Source organism: Paraburkholderia sp. JHI869, from assembly GCF_038900775.1.
GTDB lineage: Bacteria > Pseudomonadota > Gammaproteobacteria > Burkholderiales > Burkholderiaceae > Paraburkholderia.
Window position 1 is genome coordinate 290,307 of record NZ_JAYMSC010000004.1, and the last position, 19,134, is coordinate 309,440.

General features: G+C 65.2%; 17 protein-coding genes and 1 pseudogene. 7 read left to right on the forward strand and 11 right to left on the reverse strand.

What is annotated here, in order from left to right:
- Positions 1–26: 26 nt before the first annotated feature.
- The gene (locus VSR72_RS10310; protein WP_342952277.1) at positions 27–854 is read left to right on the forward strand and encodes an EAL domain-containing protein; all 828 of its coding nucleotides are present in this window, start codon (positions 27–29) and stop codon (positions 852–854) included.
- A gap of 44 nt (positions 855–898) precedes the next feature.
- Here VSR72_RS10310 and murB read toward each other — a convergent pair whose 3' ends face one another.
- Positions 899–1,954, reverse strand: coding sequence for a UDP-N-acetylmuramate dehydrogenase (gene murB / locus VSR72_RS10315; RefSeq protein WP_342952278.1), 1,056 nt, complete (start codon positions 1,952–1,954; stop codon positions 899–901).
- A 262-nt stretch (positions 1,955–2,216) separates the two neighbouring features.
- On the opposite strand from murB, the gene VSR72_RS10320 reads away from it, so the two are divergent.
- Complete coding sequence (locus tag VSR72_RS10320; RefSeq protein ID WP_158757064.1) at positions 2,217–2,702, forward strand: YajQ family cyclic di-GMP-binding protein; 486 nt, start codon at positions 2,217–2,219, stop codon at positions 2,700–2,702.
- An 84-nt stretch (positions 2,703–2,786) separates the two neighbouring features.
- On the opposite strand, the gene VSR72_RS10325 is transcribed toward VSR72_RS10320, so the two are convergent.
- The 8 genes and pseudogenes from VSR72_RS10325 to queG all read right to left on the reverse strand — a co-directional run.
- Positions 2,787–3,275 carry an SRPBCC family protein gene (locus tag VSR72_RS10325; protein ID WP_342952279.1) on the reverse strand — a complete coding sequence of 163 codons (489 nt, stop codon included), beginning with the start codon at positions 3,273–3,275 and terminating at the stop codon, positions 2,787–2,789.
- Between the two features lie 33 nt (positions 3,276–3,308).
- Entirely contained in the window at positions 3,309–4,376 is a 1,068-nt protein-coding gene (locus VSR72_RS10330; RefSeq protein ID WP_342952280.1) for a transposase, read from the reverse strand.
- A 152-nt stretch (positions 4,377–4,528) separates the two neighbouring features.
- Complete coding sequence (locus VSR72_RS10335; protein ID WP_342952281.1) at positions 4,529–6,328, reverse strand: methyl-accepting chemotaxis protein; 1,800 nt, start codon at positions 6,326–6,328, stop codon at positions 4,529–4,531.
- 208 nt (positions 6,329–6,536) lie between these two features.
- Complete coding sequence (plsY, locus tag VSR72_RS10340) at positions 6,537–7,157, reverse strand: glycerol-3-phosphate 1-O-acyltransferase PlsY (RefSeq protein WP_342952282.1); 621 nt, start codon at positions 7,155–7,157, stop codon at positions 6,537–6,539.
- A 175-nt stretch (positions 7,158–7,332) separates the two neighbouring features.
- Positions 7,333–7,824, reverse strand: a complete 492-nt coding sequence (gene ybaK, locus VSR72_RS10345; protein ID WP_342952283.1) for a Cys-tRNA(Pro) deacylase — start codon at positions 7,822–7,824, stop codon at positions 7,333–7,335.
- A gap of 42 nt (positions 7,825–7,866) precedes the next feature.
- Positions 7,867–8,841, reverse strand: coding sequence for a site-specific tyrosine recombinase XerD (gene xerD / locus VSR72_RS10350; RefSeq protein ID WP_342952284.1), 975 nt, complete (start codon positions 8,839–8,841; stop codon positions 7,867–7,869).
- A gap of 4 nt (positions 8,842–8,845) precedes the next feature.
- The gene (locus tag VSR72_RS10355; RefSeq protein ID WP_342952431.1) at positions 8,846–9,331 is read right to left on the reverse strand and encodes a methylated-DNA--[protein]-cysteine S-methyltransferase; all 486 of its coding nucleotides are present in this window, start codon (positions 9,329–9,331) and stop codon (positions 8,846–8,848) included.
- Between the two features lie 116 nt (positions 9,332–9,447).
- A pseudogene (queG, locus tag VSR72_RS10360) lies at positions 9,448–10,665 on the reverse strand (tRNA epoxyqueuosine(34) reductase QueG); the annotation flags it as partial.
- A gap of 161 nt (positions 10,666–10,826) precedes the next feature.
- Here queG and tsaE point away from each other — a divergent pair.
- The gene (tsaE, locus tag VSR72_RS10365) at positions 10,827–11,414 is read left to right on the forward strand and encodes a tRNA (adenosine(37)-N6)-threonylcarbamoyltransferase complex ATPase subunit type 1 TsaE (RefSeq protein WP_342952285.1); all 588 of its coding nucleotides are present in this window, start codon (positions 10,827–10,829) and stop codon (positions 11,412–11,414) included.
- A complete protein-coding gene (locus VSR72_RS10370) occupies positions 11,396–12,955 on the forward strand; it encodes an N-acetylmuramoyl-L-alanine amidase (protein ID WP_342952286.1) in 1,560 nt (519 codons plus the stop codon). The genes tsaE and VSR72_RS10370 overlap by 19 nt, the downstream gene beginning before the upstream one ends.
- An 86-nt stretch (positions 12,956–13,041) precedes the next feature.
- Here VSR72_RS10370 and VSR72_RS10375 read toward each other — a convergent pair whose 3' ends face one another.
- On the reverse strand, positions 13,042–13,938 hold the full coding sequence (locus VSR72_RS10375) for an EamA family transporter (RefSeq protein WP_342952287.1): 897 nt from the start codon (positions 13,936–13,938) through the stop codon (positions 13,042–13,044).
- A gap of 254 nt (positions 13,939–14,192) precedes the next feature.
- Here VSR72_RS10375 and VSR72_RS10380 point away from each other — a divergent pair, with 254 nt between their 5' ends.
- Together VSR72_RS10380 and trxA are read left to right on the forward strand one after the other, a co-directional pair.
- The gene (locus VSR72_RS10380) at positions 14,193–15,074 is read left to right on the forward strand and encodes a pirin family protein (protein WP_342952288.1); all 882 of its coding nucleotides are present in this window, start codon (positions 14,193–14,195) and stop codon (positions 15,072–15,074) included.
- Positions 15,075–15,157: 83 nt separating this feature from the next.
- Complete coding sequence (gene trxA, locus VSR72_RS10385) at positions 15,158–16,006, forward strand: thioredoxin (RefSeq protein ID WP_342952289.1); 849 nt, start codon at positions 15,158–15,160, stop codon at positions 16,004–16,006.
- Positions 16,007–16,069: 63 nt separating this feature from the next.
- Here trxA and VSR72_RS10390 read toward each other — a convergent pair whose 3' ends face one another.
- The gene (locus tag VSR72_RS10390) at positions 16,070–17,575 is read right to left on the reverse strand and encodes a mannose-1-phosphate guanylyltransferase/mannose-6-phosphate isomerase (RefSeq protein ID WP_342952432.1); all 1,506 of its coding nucleotides are present in this window, start codon (positions 17,573–17,575) and stop codon (positions 16,070–16,072) included.
- A gap of 749 nt (positions 17,576–18,324) precedes the next feature.
- Here VSR72_RS10390 and VSR72_RS10395 point away from each other — a divergent pair.
- A complete protein-coding gene (locus VSR72_RS10395) occupies positions 18,325–19,059 on the forward strand; it encodes a Crp/Fnr family transcriptional regulator (RefSeq protein ID WP_342952290.1) in 735 nt (244 codons plus the stop codon).
- Positions 19,060–19,134 lie beyond the last annotated feature (75 nt).

Genomic DNA, 19,134 nt, shown 5'->3' on the forward strand with positions numbered 1-19,134 from the left:
GCTCGACCGCTCTCCGCTACATCACCATGATCGCTCCCACCATTCCCGAGCTTGTTGCCCGCGCCGCCGACCATCCGTTTCTCGGCGAGCATCTGGCGATGGGCACTGGCGCGCACGCCAAAGAGGCCGTGGCGCGGCGGCGCGGCGTGGAGCTATTGAGCGCCTATGAGCCGATTTACGACATCAGCGTGCACAGCGGCGCGCAGTCGCTCACGGCCGACCTCGCGATGGCCTCGCGCTTTGGCGACGAACTCGGCTATCAGGCGGTCACGCTGCGCGAGCAGGACGGCCAGCTCACGCCCTGCGACGCATTCAGCGACACGCTCGACGATCCCGACCTCGTCGCGGTCGACCGCATGGTGCGCGCGCTGCACGCCATCAATTTTCTGGGCGGCCAGCAGCACGGGCTGCTCTTCCTGCGCGTGCACGAGCGGCTCCTGAAGAGCGTGAAGTACGACCATGGACGGCATTTTTCGAACGTGCTGGTGTCGTTCGGGCTCAACCCCGGGCGCATCGTGATCGAACTACCGTCGGCCGCGGTCGCGCACCGCACGTTCCTCGGCTATCTCACGAAGAGCTATCAGCGATACGGATTCAAGGTGGCGGGCAATCTGCCCAATGCCGGGCAGATTCTTTCGGTGTCGGACGCGCCTCGGCCCGACTTCGTGAAGATGGATGCGGCGTCCGCGCTGCGCGATTCGATGGTGAAGCCGCTAGTGAGCTACGCGGCGCGGCTGCGCATTCCGCTCATTTTCAACCGCGTGACCGATGCGGCGCAGTTCGAGCAGTTGCAGCAGTACGACGTGCGCTTCGTGCAGGGACCGGTGTTCGCGGCCCAGGACAAGGTGGTTTGAGGGTGATGCGAAGGCAGGCGCCGGGCGGCGCCTGAGAGGCGGCCTTACAGGCTGATGGGTTCCTGCTCCAGCTCTACGCCAAAGCGCGCGAGCACATCGCGCTGGATCGCCTCAGCGAGTTCGAGAACGTCCGCGCCGGTCGCACCGCCGCGATTCACGAGCACGAGCGCCTGGCGCTCATGCACTGCCGCGGCGCGCAGCGCACGGCCCTTCCAGCCGCAGCGGTCGATCATCCAGCCAGCCGCGAGCTTCACGCGCCCGTCGGCCTGCTGGTACGAAACAATCTGCGGTTCGCGCACGACGAGCGTATCGAACTGCTGCGCTTCGATCACGGGATTCTTGAAGAAACTGCCCGCATTGCCGAGTTGCAGCGGATCAGGCAGCTTCGCGCGCCGCACCGCGACCACGGCGTCGAACACGGCGCGCGCATGCGGCGCCTCGCCGGCGTTGTGCTGCGCCAGTTCGCGCGCGAGATCGGCATAACCCGCATTGGCCTGCCACACCTTCGGCAGACGAAACGTGACCGAGGTAATGACGAAGCGATCGCGCCCTTCGCGCTTGAAGAAGCTGTCGCGATAGCCGAAGCGGCAGGCAGCCGCATCGAACTCCACGGCTTTCCCCGTCGCCATTTCGATGGCCCGCACCGAGATGCAATGCTCGGCCATTTCGAGCCCGTAAGCGCCAATGTTCTGAATCGGCGCCGCGCCCACCGTGCCCGGAATCAGCGCCAGATTCTCGAGGCCCGGCATGCCCGCTTCGAGCGTCCAGGACACGAAATCGTGCCAGTTCTCGCCCGCGGCCGCTTCCACGTACCAGGCATGGCCGTCCTCAAAGGCAACGCGCTTGCCGGCCAGCGCCATGAGCAGCACGAGACCGTCGAAGTCGCGCGTGAGCACGACATTGCTGCCGCCGCCCAGCACGAGCGTGCGCAAACCTTGCGCACGCGGATCGCGCACGGCTGCGGCGAGATCGGCCTCGCTTTCGACCCGGCACGCGTAGCGCGCACGCACGTCGAAGCCGAACGTGTTGTGCGCGCGCAGCGCAAAGCCGGCGGCGAACCACACTGGAGACTTGGTGACGGGCGATTGGGCGACGGGCATCGGGGAAGAACGGAACACGGACAGCAGAGGAAAAAGGCCGGAAAGGCAGAAATAGCCGCCGGCGGACAACTTTGCACCGCGGATTAGCGCGGATCTCGCCACCGGGCGGCGGCAAGCCGCCTTGGGCAAACGCGACAGCGCCGGTAGAATGGCGTCGGTCCGTGATTATAGCGAGTGCGCGAGTTGCTGCCTGAAAATGTGGCAGCGGGCCGCGGGCACGTAGCCTGCGCCGCCGCGCATTTCGTACTTTTTGGAGAAAGCAATGCCATCGTTTGACGTCGTCAGCGAAGCCAACATGATCGAAGTAAAGAACGCAGTCGAGCAATCCAACAAGGAGATCTCCACGCGCTTCGACTTCAAGGGCTCGGATTCGCGCGTCGAGCAAAAGGAGCGCGAGCTGACCGCGTTCGCCGACGACGACTTCAAGCTCGGCCAGGTGAAAGACGTGCTGGTCTCGAAAATGGCCAAGCGCAATGTAGACGTGCGCTTCCTCGACTACGGCAAGATCGAGAAGATCGGCGGCGACAAGGTCAAGCAGGTCATCACCGTGAAGAAGGGTGTGTCGGGCGACCTCGCGAAGAAGATTGTCAGGCTCGTGAAGGACAGCAAGATCAAGGTCCAGGCGAGTATCCAGGGCGACGCCGTGCGCGTGACCGGCACGAAGCGCGACGACCTGCAAAGCGTGATCGCCATGCTGCGCAAGGACGTGACCGACACGCCGCTCGACTTCAACAACTTCCGCGATTGACGCGCTCACGCGGCAAGTCCATCGCATTGCGGGGCGGCTCAGGCCGCCCCGTTTCGTTTCGCACTCCCCCGCTTTTGCTCGCGCTCAGTCCGCTGTCACCACGAGCGGCATGAGCACCTCGCCGGTTTCCAGAAGTGTCTTGAGATTCGAGAGAATGCGCGGCCAGCCGCCCGACACCTTCTCGATGAAGATCGATCCCGGCCGCGCCATGCTGTGCGTAATCGTGAGCTTGACCGCGTGTTCAACGGGCTCGATGTCGATCGTGCAAAGCGAATCGCCCTCGGCATGGAGTTCGGCCAGGAACATGTTGCGCCAGCGCAGCACGAGCCGGCGCGGAGGATCGGACTCGATGACCGCGCCCGAGTCGGCGATGCGGCCGTCGGCAAAACGCAGCGACCACGACGACCCCGTTTGCCAGTCGCATTCGTGATGCATGCCGAACCAGTAGCGCTCGGTGAACTCGCGGCTCGTGAGCGCGTCCCACAACGCTTGCGGCGTGGTGCGAATGAACGTGACATAGACGAACGTCGAGTCGCCAGCGGCACTGCCTTGCGCGTGCTTTTCGCTACTCATGACTGCCTCCTTCGATTGACGTCCTTCCAGCCCTCAGCCGACGGCTTCCGCTAACGCGGAAAGGACGGGGATTCCTTCAGCTAGACGGTCACGTCCGACCGCGAGAATGTTCCGCGCAGCATTGCGATCGCGATCATGAGTTGATCCGCAACCACTGCACTCCCATTCTCTTATTCCAAGCCCTGCGACACCTTTCGGCCCCGTGCGAGAACCACAGCACGAACAGGTTTGGGAGGAAAACGCTTCATCGACCTCATCGAACCATACGCCTGCGTCAGCGCACTTGTACTGCAGCATGGTCCGGAACGACGACCAGCCTGCGTCCAGCACAGATTTGCTGTGCTGGCCTTTTGCAAGGGCTTGCGCGTTCACGTTGCCGACAAAGATTGCACCGTACTCGCATGCGAGGCGGGTGCTCAGTTTGTGCAGGAAGTCTTTCCTGCGGTGTGCGATCTTGGCATGGATCGCCTTTACTCGCGCCTTCTTGTTCGCACGTTGTGCGCTCGCAAGCGCGGGCTCGAGGTCGCGGTAAAATTTTTGCGCCTCCACGTTCGCAAGCGACTCGTCCGAGAAGCCGGCGAAGGTCTCGAGGCCGAGGTCAATGCCCAGCCCCTTCGTCGACTCGCATCGAGTGACGGGTTTCGCCTTGACCGTCACGTTCAGATACCAGCGTCCGCGGCTGTCTTCACTTATCGTGCCGGCGCCGAGCTTATAGCCGCCCAGGCCATAGCTGTCCCAGACACCTAGATGCAGGCCCTGGAAGTGCGCCTGCCCGTTGCGCCAGACGACCGAACGCGCCTTGAATGGAATCCAGCCAAGGCTGCGTCGCTTACCTAGACTCTTACGCCAGCGCAGCTTGACCTTGCGGTGTTGCTTGCGGCGTGTGGCGTACTCTTCGGCCACCTGCTGAAAAACGACCGACCCCACAGTTAGGCCTTCCTTTGAGGCCCCGTTCAGGTATTTCTGAAGCTCGATGCCAGAAGGGAAGCGTTGCTCTCGATTAAAAATCTTCATCGACAGCTCGTTGCAGAAATTCCAAACGAGATTCACGTCGCGCGCCATCAAGGACAGGTCACTTGCGTGCTTGTCCTTGATGCGCAATCGAAGAACTCGAACGGGAGATGTGCAGCGGGGCATGCAGGAGTCAAATCGACGGATAACTGTATATCCGCACAGTATCACACCTCGTTGACGAATGACGGGCTTCTCGCGCATCCTGGTGAGCGTTTGAGGCCGACGAGTGCGTCCCCGCCTCAATCGAGCCTGAACTGTCCCACCGCATCCGCGAGACTGGCCGCCTGGCCGCGCAGCGCCGCCGCGGCAGCCGTTGACTGCTCGACGAGCGCCGCGTTCTGCTGAACCATCTCGTCGAGCTGGCTCACCGCCCGGTTCACTTCCTGGATGCCGCGCGTCTGCTCGCCGGCCGCATTGGTGACCTCGGAGATGATCGTCGTCACGTTCGAGACATTCGCCACGATCTCATCCATTGTCGAGCCAGCGCGGCGCACGAGCTGCGAGCCCGAAGTCACGCTGGTAACGGTCGCTTCGATCAGCGCCTTGATCTCGCGCGCGGCCTGCGCGCTGCGCTGGGCAAGGCTGCGCACCTCGCCCGCCACCACCGCGAAGCCGCGGCCCTGCTCGCCCGCGCGCGCCGCTTCCACCGCCGCGTTCAACGCGAGAATGTTGGTCTGGAACGCGATGCCGTCGATCACGCCGATGATGTCCGCGATCTTCACGGACGCCTTCTCGATGTCGCCCATCGTGTGCACGACGTCGCCAATCACCGAGCCGCCGCGCGATGCGGCCTGCGAGGCCGTTGCCGCCGTCACGTCGGCCTGCTGCGCCGCGTTCGCCGACTGCGCGACCGTCGCCGTGATTTCCTCCATCGAGGCGGCCGTCTCTTCGAGACTCGCCGCCGCCGATTCCGTGCGGCCCGACAGGTCCACGTTGCCCGCGGCGATCTCGTCGCTCGCGGTGCGCACCGATTCGCTTGCGTCGCGGATGTTGCGCATCACGTCGCGCAGCTTGTCCATGAACCCATTGAACGAACGCGCGATCTGCGCGACTTCGTCGTTGCCCACGGCAGGCAGGCGCTTCGTGAGATCGCCTTCGCCGGCGCTGATCGCGTCCATCGCGTCGCGCACGCGCGAGAGGCGCTGGAACGACACGGCCGTGGCCGCCGCCACGATCGCCGCGGCCGCCACCGCGATCACCACGAGCACGATGAGCGACGCCGTGAGAAGCGAGCGCATGGCCGCCGTCGCGTCGGCGCGGTCGAAGGCGACGACCACGCGCCAGTCGGTGCCTGGAATCGTTTGCGCGCGCATCAGCTTGATGGCGCCGTTCACGTCCACCTTCAACGGTGCAGCGGCCGAGAACAATGCGTTCAGGCGATCGCCGGCCAGTTCGGGCGCGAGTTCCGATACGGGCTTGAGCGTGAGCTTCGGGTCGGGGTGCGCAACGATCGCGCCGCTCGCGTCAACGAGCATGCCGAAGCTCGCGGGCGTCGGATGAATCGAGCGGACGTTGTCGATCACGCTGTCCATCGCCACATCGCCGGAGATGACGCCCTTCACGGCGCCGTCGCGGATCACCGGCTCCGCGAATGCCACCACGAGCTTGCCCGTGCCCACATCCACGTAAGGCGGCGTGACGACGGCCTTGCCTGCCGCGACGGCTTGCTTGTACCAGGGGCGCCCGGTCGGGTCGTAGTCGGGCGGGATGCCGGTTGCGTCGGAGAACTTCGCCGTGCGGTCGGCATAACCCACGTAGACGTTCGTGAAGCCGCCCGCCGCCGCGATCTGCTTGAGCGCCGGCACGGGGTCGGCTCCGAGCACGGCGTCCTGAAGCGAGTCGATCATCCGCGTGTGCGTCGCGACCCAGTCGGCAATGCCTTGCGTGTGGCTCTCTTCGAGCGCCGTGAGCGTGCTGTCGATCGAATCCTTGTTGTGCGAGTCCGCGACGAAATAGTTGAGCGCCGTATTCGCGGCAAGCGCGGCCACGACAATGACGACGCATAGCGCGACGATGCGCGCGCGGATGGTGGAAAACATGGGAGGGAATTGCCGTGTGGGGAAATGAAGGAGGGAAGCCGTCAAACCTGGTCTGGAACTATCAGGGATTACGGCAAGCCACACGGCATTCTTGAGGGCGCAACCGCAGAAGATGCGCCATGAATCGCTTACTTATCAGAAGATGCCAGAGGATAAGCGAAATTGTCAGACAATTTGGACGCGGCATTCTCGCCCGCTTGCCGCCGCCCTACTTGCCGGCGCCCGCAGCCTTCTTTTCGCCGATACGGCTCTCCTTGCCCGCGATGAGCTTGGAAATGTTCGCGCGATGCCGCCAGAACAGCAGCACGCTCATGGCGAGGATGGCGAGCGCGACGACGCGCGGGCCGAACATGAACACGTAGTAAAGCGGCGCGAACACGGCGGCCGCCAGCGCCGCGAGCGACGAGTAGCGCGTGAAGAATGCAACGATGAGCCAGGTGGCGAGCGTGGCGACGCCGAGGATCGGATTCACGGCGAGCAGCACGCCGGCCGCGGTGGCAACGCCCTTGCCGCCCTTGAAGCGGAAGAACACGGGATACAGGTGGCCGAGGAACACGGCAATCGCGGCGAGCGCGACAGCAGTGTCGCCAAGACCGTAGCGCGGGCCGAAGTGCGCGACTAGCCAGACGGCGAGCCAACCCTTGAACGCGTCGCCGATCAGCGTGAGGATCGCGGCCTTCTTGTTGCCGCTGCGCAGCACGTTGGTCGCGCCGGGGTTGCCCGAGCCGTAGGAGCGCGGATCGTCGAGGCCCATGAAGGCGCTCACGATCACGGCGAACGAAATCGAGCCGATCAGATAGGCGATAACGGCGACGAACAGGTTGTACATGCACAAAACCCGGAAGGAATGGAACGATGCGCGCCGGACCGTGACCGGCCGGCGACGCGCGACGGCGCTCATTCTACCGAAGCGCGGGCACGCCCTGCCCGAGCGCCCCACACATACCAGGGTAATCAGGGAAGCAACGGGATCTGCCGCGAAGACGTTCAGCAAACGCCGCGTATTAGTCGACGCTCGCGCACTGCACCGGCTTCGCGTTCAGGAGCGTCGTGAGCACCGCGGGGGCGAGGCTCACGAGATACCCGCGACGGCCTCCATTGAGCCAGATCGCGTCGAGTTCGAGTATGGTCGATTCGACGTACACGGGCATGGCTTTCTTCGTGCCGAAGGGCGACGTGCCGCCCACCAGATAGCCCGAATGACGGTTCGCGACTTCGGGCTTGCACGGCTCGATGCGCTTGGCGCCGATCTGCCGCGCGAGATTCTTCGTCGACACCTTGCGGTCGCCGTGCATGAGGACGATGAGCGGCTTCGCGTGCTCGTCCTCCATCACGAGCGTCTTGACGACGCGATGCTCGTCCACGCCGAGCTGGCGCGCGGACTCTTCCGTGCCGCCGTGCTCGACATACTCGTAGGGATGCTCGCCGAACGTGACGCCCGCGCGGCGCAGCACCTGCGTGGCGGGCGTTTCGGACACATGTTTCGTTTTGCTCATCGACGCATTGTAATCGGAGGGCTCGCAAGCGCCCCGCCACGCTCACCCGCGCGGATGATGCTTCGCGTGCAGCAGGCGCAACCGCTCGCGCGCGACGTGCGTATAGATCTGCGTCGTGGAGATGTCGCTGTGGCCGAGCAGAAGCTGCACGACCCGCAGATCGGCGCCGTGATTGAGCAGGTGCGTGGCGAACGCGTGGCGCATCGTGTGCGGCGAGAGCGGCGCATGCACGCCCGCCGCCGCCGCGTGACGCTTGATGATGTGCCAGAACTGCTGACGCGTCATGCCTTCGGCGCGCGCGGTCACGAAGAGCGCGTCGGTCGTGCGTGCGCCGAGCAACGCGGGCCGCGCCTCGCGCAGGTAGCGCTCGATCCACGCGTGCGCCTCCTCGCCGAACGGAATGAGCCGCTCCTTCGAGCCCTTGCCGAGCACGCGCACGACGCCTTCGTTCAAGCCCACCTCGACGGTCTTGAGCGTGACGAGTTCGGTCACGCGCAGGCCGCTCGCGTACATCAGCTCGAGCATCGTGCGATCGCGCAGGCCGAGCGGCGTCTCGACATCGGGCGCGCCTAGCAGCGCCTCGACCTGCGCCTCGCTCAACGTGGACGGAAAGCGCGGCGCCTGCTTCGCCGAACGAATGCGCACGGTCGGGTCCGAATGCACGCGCTGCTCGCGCAGCGCCCAGCCGTAATAGCGGCGAAACACCGAAAGGCGCCGGTTCGCCGACGTGGATTTGTCGTCCTTGCGGCGCGCGCTGTAGGCAAGCAAATCGTCTTCGTGGGTCGTGTCGAGTGCGTTCGAGCGTTCGCTCGCGAGCCATTGCGCGAAGAGGCGCAAATCGCGCCGGTAGGCGTCGAGCGTGTTGCGCGAAAGGCCGTGCTCGAGCCACATCGCGTCGCAAAACGTGTCGATGGCGGTGAGGCTCGACGCAAGCGCTTCGGCCGCTGCGGGGTCGAGCGGCTGCGCCTCGTCGTCGGAGGCATCGCTTGCGGCAAGCGGCGGCGGATTCGTCGTCATCGTGTTAGCGCAGTTGAAATCGGTTCGACGTGCATTCGTGGGCGAGCAGCCAGCGCTTCACGTCGCGAAAGAAGCCCTCGCCGCCGTGATGCGCGAAACCGCCGAGCCCGCTCGCCGACACCACGCGATGGCACGGAATCACGAGCGGAAACGGATTGTCGCCGCACGCCTGCCCCACGGCGCGCGGGCTCATGCCGCCAATGCGCTTCGCGAGTTCGCCGTAAGTGAGGACTTCGCCCGCCTCGATGGCGCAGATGCCGTCCCACACGCGACGCTGGAACTCGGTGCCAAGCGGTGCGAGCGGCAGGTCGAAGCCGGCGTCGGCGTTTTCGAAGTACTGCCCGATCTGCTCAGCCGCGCGCGCGGCGAGTTCGCAATCGGGCTCGACGCTCGCCGTGTGCGTAGGCAGATAGACGATCTCGCGCAGCGCTTGCCCGACGGTGCGGATGCCGACCTTGCCGAATGGCGCGTCGATCACTGCGTTGAACATCGTCGTCTCCTTCGTGCGCGAACGTTGCACGCCATGGTGCCGCGTTGTGCGCGCGATTTCCAGCACGCCGTCGTTCGGTTTCATGTCCATGTCAGCCTCTGCGGTGTCCGTTTGCATCAAGCCGCTTCCAGCGCCCACTGCACGTGCTCGCGCACGATCGCGGACTCGTCATGCTCGCGCTCGCGCAGCGCCTTCACGATCGCCGCGCGCGCGGCATCGCCGGCGTTGTCCATGCCATCACGCTTCGCGCGCAGCGCATTGCCCATCGCCACCGCGATATTGCGCGACCAGCTCTCGTAGCCGATGCGCCGGATCGCGCTGCCCTGCATGCGCTCGTCGAACTGCGCCGCGCTCCAGCCAAACAGGTCGACGAGACTCGCGCGATCGAGCCCATGACGCACGTCGAAATCCGCGACGGGCGCGGCCTGCGCGAACTTGTTCCAGGGGCATACGAGCTGGCAGTCGTCGCAGCCATACACACGATTGCCGATCAGCTCGCGTAGTTCCAGGGGAATACTGCCCTTGAGCTCGATCGTGAGATAGGAAATGCAGCGGCGCGCATCCACGCGATATGGCCCGGTGATCGCACCCGTGGGACACGCGTCGATGCAGCGCGTGCAACTGCCGCAATGCGCGCCCGGCGTTTCGGGCGCGGCGCTGACAGGGTCGTCTGCGTCGGTGGGCAGCGGCACGTCCACGTAGATCTCGCCGAGAAAGAAGAGCGATCCCGCGTCGCGCTGCAGGAGCAGCGTGTGCTTGCCGCGCCAGCCCACGCCTGCCTTCTGCGCGAGTTCGACTTCGAGCACCGGCGCGGAGTCGGTGAACACGCGAAAGCCGAATTTGCCGATCTCGGCCTCGATGCGTTCGGCAAGCTGTTGAAGACGCGCTCGCAACACCTTGTGATAGTCGCGGCCACGTGCGTAGATCGACACGACGGCGGCATGCGGGTCGGCAAGACGCGCTTGCTCGCGCAGCCGCCAATCGGCGTGAATGCTCTCGTGGGCAACGTCTGTGCCAACCTCGGTGCCAGCTTGCGAAGCACTTTCGCGCGTCTTTCCCACCGCATTCGGCGCGAGCGTATCGATGGGCAAATAGGCCATGCGTGCGGTGATCACGCGTCGCGTGCCGGCCACAAGCTCGGCGGGCCGCGCGCGTTTCATCCCATGTTTGGCCATATAATCCATCTCGCCGTGGCAGCCTGCTTCGAGCCACGCGGCGAGGCCCGCCTCGGCATGGGAAAGGTCGGTATCACTGATACCGATCGCACCGAACCCCAGCTCGCGCCCCCACGTCCGGATGCGCGCCGCGAGCGCGGCAAGCGCCGCCTCATCGAGCAGCGCGGCCTGCCCGGCAGCAGGCGCAGACGAATCTCGCGGCGCCTGTGCTTGAGCACACGCCTGAGCGGACGCCGGGTCGAGCGCCTCCGAAGACGCGCGCGCATCCTGCGCGGAGTTGTAAGGGGAATGCGTGGGGTTCATTACGTCATTTTACGAGAATGCCCGACACGCCCGGTCACGACCACGCGCCGCTTAAGCAGGATCCATCCGCCGCCGTTCTCCTCGAACGCCGTTTCGATCTCGCCGACGCCGACGCCACCGACGCCTTCGGCGCACGCTTTGCGCATGCGCTCGATTCGCTGCGCGCGAATCATGTGAAAAACCACGGCGCGCCGCCCTTTCATGGCCTGCACGTGCAGTTGCACGGCGACCTCGGCGCGGGCAAGACCTCGCTCGTGCGCGCCACGTTGCGCGCGCTCGGCCACACGGGCCGCGTGCGCAGCCCCACCTACACGCTCGTCGAACCGTACACGGTCATGACGCCAGGTGTGCCAAATGGGGAACTCCAGCTCTATCACTTCGATCTGTACCGTTTCAGCGATCCGGCCGAATGGGCCGACTCGGGCTTTCGCGAATATTTCGCGCAAGACGCGGTATGCCTCGTCGAATGGCCGCAACGCGCGGGCGGCCTCCTCGGCGTACCCGATCTCGTGTTCTCGCTCGAGCCGGATGCAAGCGGCGAAGGCCGCGTGCTCACCGCTTACGCATACAGCGCATCAGGAAAGGCATGTCTAGAAAGATGTTAATCAAACCGTTCCGCTCGATCGAATCGGCCGCCACCGCCACGCACAACTGGCGTCGCCGGCAGATTCTGAAGGCGGGCGCCTCCACGCTCGTGCTCGGTCTGGCCGTCCCGCGCCTCGCGTGGGCCACTTCGGTCGTCGGCGTTCGTGTGTGGCCCGCGCGCGACTACACGCGCGTCACCATCGAATCGGACCAGCCGCTGCAGAACACGCAGCAACTGCTGCAGGGCCCCGATCGTCTCGTCGTCGACCTCACCGGGCTCGATCTCGACGACGCGCTCAAGAACCTCGTCTCCAAGATCACGCCGAACGATCCGCAGATCCAGGCCGTGCGCGTGGGCCAGTACCAGCCGCACGTGGTGCGCATGGTGTTCGACCTCAAGGGGTCGGTGAAGCCGCAGGTGTTCTCGCTGCAGCCGGTGGGCTCGTACAAGTACCGGCTCGTGTTCGACCTCTATCCGGCGGTCGCGCCCGACCCGCTCATGGACCTGCTCGCGCAAACCGAGCGCAAGCAGCAGCAACTCGACGCGCACGAGGCGCTGAAGGACAGCGCGCCGCCATCCACGCCGCCCACGCTCGCGGGTCCGAACACACCGCCCGCGCACGACAACAGCGACGCGTTTTTCGAGCGCTACGCGCAAAACGACGCGGGCGCCTCGCCCGGCGCGCCGCGCCCCACGCCGCCGGTGCCGCCTGCCACGGTTGTGCCGCGCCCGGGCAAGCCTGCCGTGCCGAAGCCACCCGTCATCGCCCAGCGCAACAACAACGACGACAACGCCAGCGCCGACGACAACTACGGCTTCACGACGCCAAAGTCCACCAAGGGCGGCACCACGCGCCTGTTGACGGTCGCGATCGATCCAGGGCACGGCGGCGAGGACCCGGGCGCGATCGGCAGCGCGGGCACCTACGAGAAGCACGTCGCGCTCGACATCGCGAAGAAGCTGCGCGCGAAGATCGACGCCCAGCCCAACATGCGCGCGATGATGACGCGCGACGCCGACTTCTTCGTGCCGCTGAACGTACGCGTGCAGAAGGCGCGCCGCGTGGGCGCGGACCTGTTCGTCTCGATCCATGCCGACGCGTTCACCACGCCCGAGGCGCGCGGTTCGTCGGTGTTCGCGCTTTCGGAGCACGGCGCGACGAGCGCCGCCGCGCGCTGGATGGCGAACAAGGAAAACTCGTCGGACCAGATCGGCGGCATCAGCGTGCAGACGGCCGACGCGGCCGTGAACCGCGCGCTCTTCGACATGTCGACGACGGCGCAGATCCGCGACTCGCTGCGTTACGGCGGCTTCGTGCTCAACGAGGTCGGCGAGATCAACAAGCTGCATAAGGGCTCGGTCGAGCAGGCGGGCTTCGCGGTGCTCAAGGCGCCCGACATTCCGTCGATCCTCGTGGAAACCGCCTTCATCAGCAATCCCGAAGAAGAGAGCAAGCTCAACGACGACGCCTATCGCGAGAAGATGGCGAACGCGGTTCTCAAGGGCATCAAGCGCTATTTCGCGGCCAATCCGCCGCTGGCGAAGAGCCGCATGACCTGAGCGCCGCGCGAGGTGTTCAGCGGCTAAAAAAACGCCGCGCAAGCCTTCGGGCTCGCGCGGCGTTTTTCGTTTGCAGCGGGACGTGCTTACGAGCGCGCAGCCCCGAGGCGCTGCTTGACCCAGCCGCCGAACACGTTGACGGCGAGTCCGCCCATCACGAGCACGGCGCCGCCGATTTCGGCCGACGTCAACTGCTCGCCGAGCAGCAGCGACGCCGAGGCGAGCCCGACGATCGGCACGAGCAGCGAGAACGGCGCGACCTGGCTTGCGGGATACTTCGAGAGCAGGCGGCTCCAGAGGCTATAGCCGATGAGCGTCGCGACGAACGCGAGATAGACGATCGCGCCCACCGACGTCATGCCGATGCCCGAGAGCGCGGCCGCGATGCGCTGCGGACCTTCCATAAAGTACGAGAGCACGAGAAACGGCAGCGGCGGCACGAGGCTTGCCCACACCACGAGGCCGACGAGATCCACCTTGCCCACCTTCTTCGTGACGATATTGCCGAGCGCCCACATACAGGCCGCGCACAGCGTGAGCACGAAACCGGCGATGGTCATGCCTTGCGCGCCGCCCTGCACGGACTGCACACCGATCAGCGCGAGACCGCCCGCCGCAATCAACAAGCCGACAACGTTCTGCGCGTGAAAGCGCTCGCGCAGAAACACGGCCGCAAAGCCGAGCGTGAAGAACGCCTGCGCCTGCAGCACGACCGAAGCCAGCCCCGCAGGCATGCCCACGTACATGGCCGTGAAGAGGAACGCGAACTGGCCGAGCGAGATGGTCGCGCCGTAGGCCAGCAGCCAGCGCAGCGGCAATTGCGGGCGCTTCACGAACAGCACCGCGGGGAAAGCCGCCAGCATGAAGCGCAGCGCGCCGAGCAGGAGCGGCGGCACGCCGTGCAGCCCCACCTTGATCACGACGAAATTCACGCCCCACGCGAGCACTACCACTAGCGCCAGCAACAAGTCCTTCGGCGACATCCCCTCTCTCCTTTATTGCGTCATACCTTTTCGTCGAAGCGGCGATCTTACCGCCTCCCGCCACTTCGTGACGCCCCGCACCGTGCCGCCAGCGCCGGGGCCGGCAGTGGCCTGCAATGACCCATCCGTTAGCCGCACACCGGGAAAGCCGGCGTTAGAATGAGCGCCAGCCTCGCGCGCGGATTGCCTCGCGCGCCGAATTCGCCCACGAACCAGCCAGAATCGGGCACCGTCCGACTCATCCAGGAAGCATCATGTCCTCATCGATCAAAGCGGTTCTCAAGCCTCATCAACGCGACATCGGCAATCTCTTTGTGCGGCGCGTGCTGCCCGCGCTCGCCGCACGCCTCGTCGGCCCGTTCATCTTCTTCGACCACATGGGCCCCGCCACGCTGGCGCCAGGCTCGGGCGTGGACGTGCGCCCGCACCCGCATATTGGCCTGGCCACCGTCACGTATCTTTTCGACGGCGCGCTCATGCATCGCGACAGCATTGGTTCGAGCCAGAAGATCGTGCCCGGCGACGTGAACTGGATGACGGCCGGGCGCGGCATCGTCCACTCCGAGCGCACGCCCGACGAGGACCGCGCCACCGGCCTCACCATGCACGGCATCCAGACGTGGGTCGCGCTGCCGTTCGAGCACGAAGACACGGAGCCGTCGTTCTTCCATCACGCCGCCGCCACGCTGCCCGAAATCGAGCGCAACGGCGTGACCATGCGCGTGATCGCGGGCACGGCGTTCGGCGCGACCTCGCCGGTCGAGACCTTTTCCGGCACGCTCTACGTCGCCGCAGATTTCGCGCCGGGCAGCGCCTTCGCGCTCGATGCGGAGCATGAAGAGCGCGGCGTCTATCTCGTGGAAGGCGATCTCGCGATCGACGGCACGCCGCTCGAACAGCACACCATGGCCGTGCTCGCGCCGGGCGAAACCGTCACGCTCTCGAGCGCAAATGGGGCACGCGTGATGCTGCTCGGCGGGGAAAAGCTCGAAGGCGAGCGCTTCATCGAATGGAACTTCGTGGCAAGCTCGCGCGAGAAAATCGAAGCCGCGAAGGAAGCGTGGACGCGTCAGGAAATGGGGCATGTTCCCGGCGAAACGGAATGGATTCCGCTGCCGGAAAAGAAGCCGCGCTGAGGCTTTCCGCTTTCAGGGGACGATTGAAACCTGCGCGTTTCGTCCCCAACTAGCGACATAACGGATTTCTCAACGAGGACGCAATGGACACCACTCTCGCCACTTTCGAAAAAGACGTGATCGAAGCGTCGGCGCTAGCGCCGGTGCTGGTCGACTTCTGGGCGCCCTGGTGCGGCCCTTGCAAGAGCCTCGGCCCGATGCTCGAAAAGCTCGAGGCCGACTACGCGGGCAAATGGAAGCTCGTGAAGGTGAACGTCGACGAGAACCAGGAACTCGCCGCGCACTTCGGCGTGCGCAGCATTCCGCACGTCGTGGCGTTCGCGGACCGCCAGGCGGTCGATCAGTTCGTGGGCGTGCTGCCCGAAGGCCAGCTGCGCCAGTTCCTCGACGGCCTGATCCCCGACGGCGCCGACGCCGCGCGCCAGGCTGCGCAGGAAGCGCTGGCCGAAGGCCGCCGCGACGAAGCCTATGAAGCGCTGCAGGCCGCGCTCGCGTTCGATCCGGGCAACGACGAAGTGCGCATGGACCTGATCGAGATGCTGCTCGCCGACAACCGCGCGGACGACGCGCAAAAGGAAGTCGAGCTGCTCTCGCCCAAGACCACGCAGGGCATCGACGCGCGCTTCAACGCGATCAAGACGCGCCTCGACGCGCTCGACGCCGCTGCCGACCTGCCGCCCACCGACGCGCTCGAAGCGCAGGTCGCGGCCAACCCCGGCGACCTCGAAGCACGCTTCGATCTGGCGAACGCGCTGATCGCGCGACACAAGTATGCGGACGCGCTCGAGAATTTGCTGGAGATCGTGAAGCGCGACCGCGCGTTCCGCGACGACGTGGGCCGCAAGACCATGCTTTCCGTGTTCGATCTCGCGGCGCATCAGCCGCAGCTCGTGAGCGAGTGGCGGCGCAAATTGAGCGCGACGCTGAACTAAGACGCTGAACGACAAGTGAGCGCAGAGGACGCCGAGTGCGTCCTCTGCGTCAGTTTCGCTCCGCTACGCCTGAACACGACCATACTGGTCGTCGAAACGCACGATGTCGTCCTCACCGAGGTAGCAGCCCGACTGCACCTCGATGATCTCGAGCGCCGTCTTGCCCGGATTCTCGAGCCGATGCGTCATGCCAAGCGGGATATAGGTCGATTCGTTTTCGGAAAGCAGGAGCACCTCTTCGCCACGCGTCACGCGCGCCGTGCCGCGCACCACGGTCCAGTGCTCCGCGCGGTGATGATGCATCTGCAGCGAGAGCCGGCCGCCCGGCTTCACAACAATGCGCTTGACCTGAAAGCGCTCGCCCTGATCGACCGAGTCGTACCAGCCCCACGGGCGCTCCACGCGCCGGTGCTGGCGCGCCACCTCGCTATGCTCCGCCTTGAGCTTCGCGACCACCGCCTTGACGTCCTGAACGCGTTCCTTCGCGACAACGAGTACGGCGTCCGCCGTCTCGACCACCACCATGCCCCGTACGCCCACGCAGGCGACGAGCCGGCCGTCCGAGTGCACGAAGGTATCCATCGCATCCTCGAACAGCACGCGCCCGCGCGCGACGTTGCCGTTTTCGTCCTTCTCCGAGACCTGCCACAGGGCATCCCACGCCCCGACGTCCGACCAGCCCGAACGAAGCGGCACGACCACGCCAGCGAGCCGCGCATTTACGCCGACCGATTCCATCACCGCGTAGTCGATTGAATCGGACGGACAGGTCGCGAGTGCGTCGCGATTCAAGTGGACGGTGCCGTCGGCGTCAACGACGGCGCTCTCGAACGCCGCCGCGCACTGCGCCGCGATGAGCGGCCGGCTGTGCGCGATCGCCGCGAGCCAGACAGATGCGCGCACAACGAAAATCCCGCTATTCCAGAGATAGTTGCCCGAGGCGACGTAGCTTGCCGCGCGCTCCGCATCGGGCTTCTCCACAAAATGCTCGATGCTGCGCGCCCCGCTGCTACCAAGCGGCAAACCCGCGCCGATGTAGCCGTAGCCCGTTTCGGCACGCTGCGGCGGCACACCGAGCGTCACGATGGCGCCGCGCGCGGCGTGCGTTACGGCTTCTTCGAGCGCGACAGTGAACGCGGCGCTATCGGCAATCAAATGGTCAGCGGGCATGGCAACGAGCACGGGATCGCCGTCGGCGCTTGCGGCAAGCGCCGCCGCCGTCAGCGCGGGCGCCGTGTTGCGCGCGAGCGGTTCGAGCACGAAGCGCGCGGCCATGCCGCTGCGGCCGAGACGGTCAGCAGTCAGATGGCGCAGGTCCTCGCTACTCACGACAAACGGCGCAGCCTTGCGAACGGCTGTATGCGCGTCAGGCGATGTCGCGCCAGCGTGCAGGAACGCGCCATCGAGGCGCCGCACGGTCGCCTCGAGAAGCGACTCGCCGTCGAGCAGATCGATCAGTTGCTTGGGACAGTGTTCTCGCGAAAGCGGCCACAGCCGCGTGCCGGAACCGCCCGCGAGCACAACGGGTTGAACGATGAGCTCGGCTTCGCCTTCGTTGATAGCGGCCATCAGGCCGGCAGATGTTGCATCGTTGTTCATCTGGATCACTCCCCCCGTTGCAATGCCCGTGGTCTCGTTATGGTTCTCGTACAGGTGACATTTGAACAAGACGTGCCGAGCGAATCTGTACGCGCAACCACATTGATTGCAGGGGACGTGACGAAACATTTCTGCGCGACGGCGATGCGGCCCATCGTTATGTGCGGCAACGCACGAAGCGCGAAGATGGCCGCGCAATGTGATGTTTCAGATCCGAACGTTTTTGCGAGAGTGTCAGCGGAACCCCAACAGAATTGAATCAAAAACGCGTCGCTTCAGAGGCTCTCGCACAACGCCCTCGAAACACTGGCCCGGCGATGTTTCACCCAGGACTCATTTCCGTTCACCGCCAGGCAGAGTGCAAATATCACAACAAATCAAAGGGTTGCCCGCGACAATCTTCAGCAGGTTCGCAAGCCGGGTAGCGCGGATGCTGTACAGAACTGAAACAATAATGCGGCAATGCGCGCTCTTCGAAACGGCTCGCGCCGCGCGAACCCGCAAACTTCCTCGCTTTCGCCCCCGCTGGCACAACCCCTGCTAAGTAGAGTTCGCCACCGGGCGTAGATGCCGACAAACGAGATCGGAAAAACGCTAAGGGCTTATGGGGCCGGCGAATGAATGTATAGCCGTACGGGTAACGGCGATAACAACAAGTTCAAAAACCGGAAACAGAAAAAACAGGAGGCGGCACACGCCGCTTTACGCGAGGACCGATCATGTTGACCCTTCAATCCGATCTGCACGGCAACCATCTGCTGGGCGCACTTCCGTCTCACGAGTGGCAGGCGCTGGCGCCGCATCTCGAGCTCGTCCAACTGCGCACAGAGCAACTGCTTTGCGACTGCGGCCAGCGCATTCATCACGTGTATTTTCCGACGACGGCCGTCATTTCGATGCTCACGACAATGGAAGACGGCAGCTCCGTCGAAATTGCAGCCGTGGGCCGGGAAGGCATGACCGGTGTGCCAGTGCTGACTGGCGGCGAGACGATGCCGAATCGCGTGCAGGTGCAGAGCGCGGGCTTTGCCTACCGCATCAGCGCACAGGCGCTCAAGCAGCAATTCGCGCGCTCCGAGCTCCTGCGCCGCATTACGCTGCTTTACATGCATGCGCTGCTCACGCAGGTCGCACAGACGGCCGCCTGCAACCGCCACCATTCGCTGAGCAAGCAGCTCTGCCGGTGGCTGCTGATCGAAGTCGACCGCGTCGATTCCAACGATCTGAGCGTGACCCAGCAGCTCATCGCCGACATGCTTGGCGTACGGCGCGAAGGCGTCACGGAAGCGGCGGGCAAGCTGCATGACGAAGGTCTCATCCATCACAGCCGCGGCAAGATCCGCATACTTGACCGCCAACGCCTCGAAGCTCGCGCATGCGAGTGCTACGGTCTCGTGCGCCGCGAGTTCGATCGCCTGCTGCCGCGCCTGCACGAAGCGGAAGCGGTGGAATAAGCGACCACCGCGCGTCGTTCGCTTTTCGGCGCTATGCGAAAGCGTGCCTCACGAGGCACGCTTTTTCGCATTCTT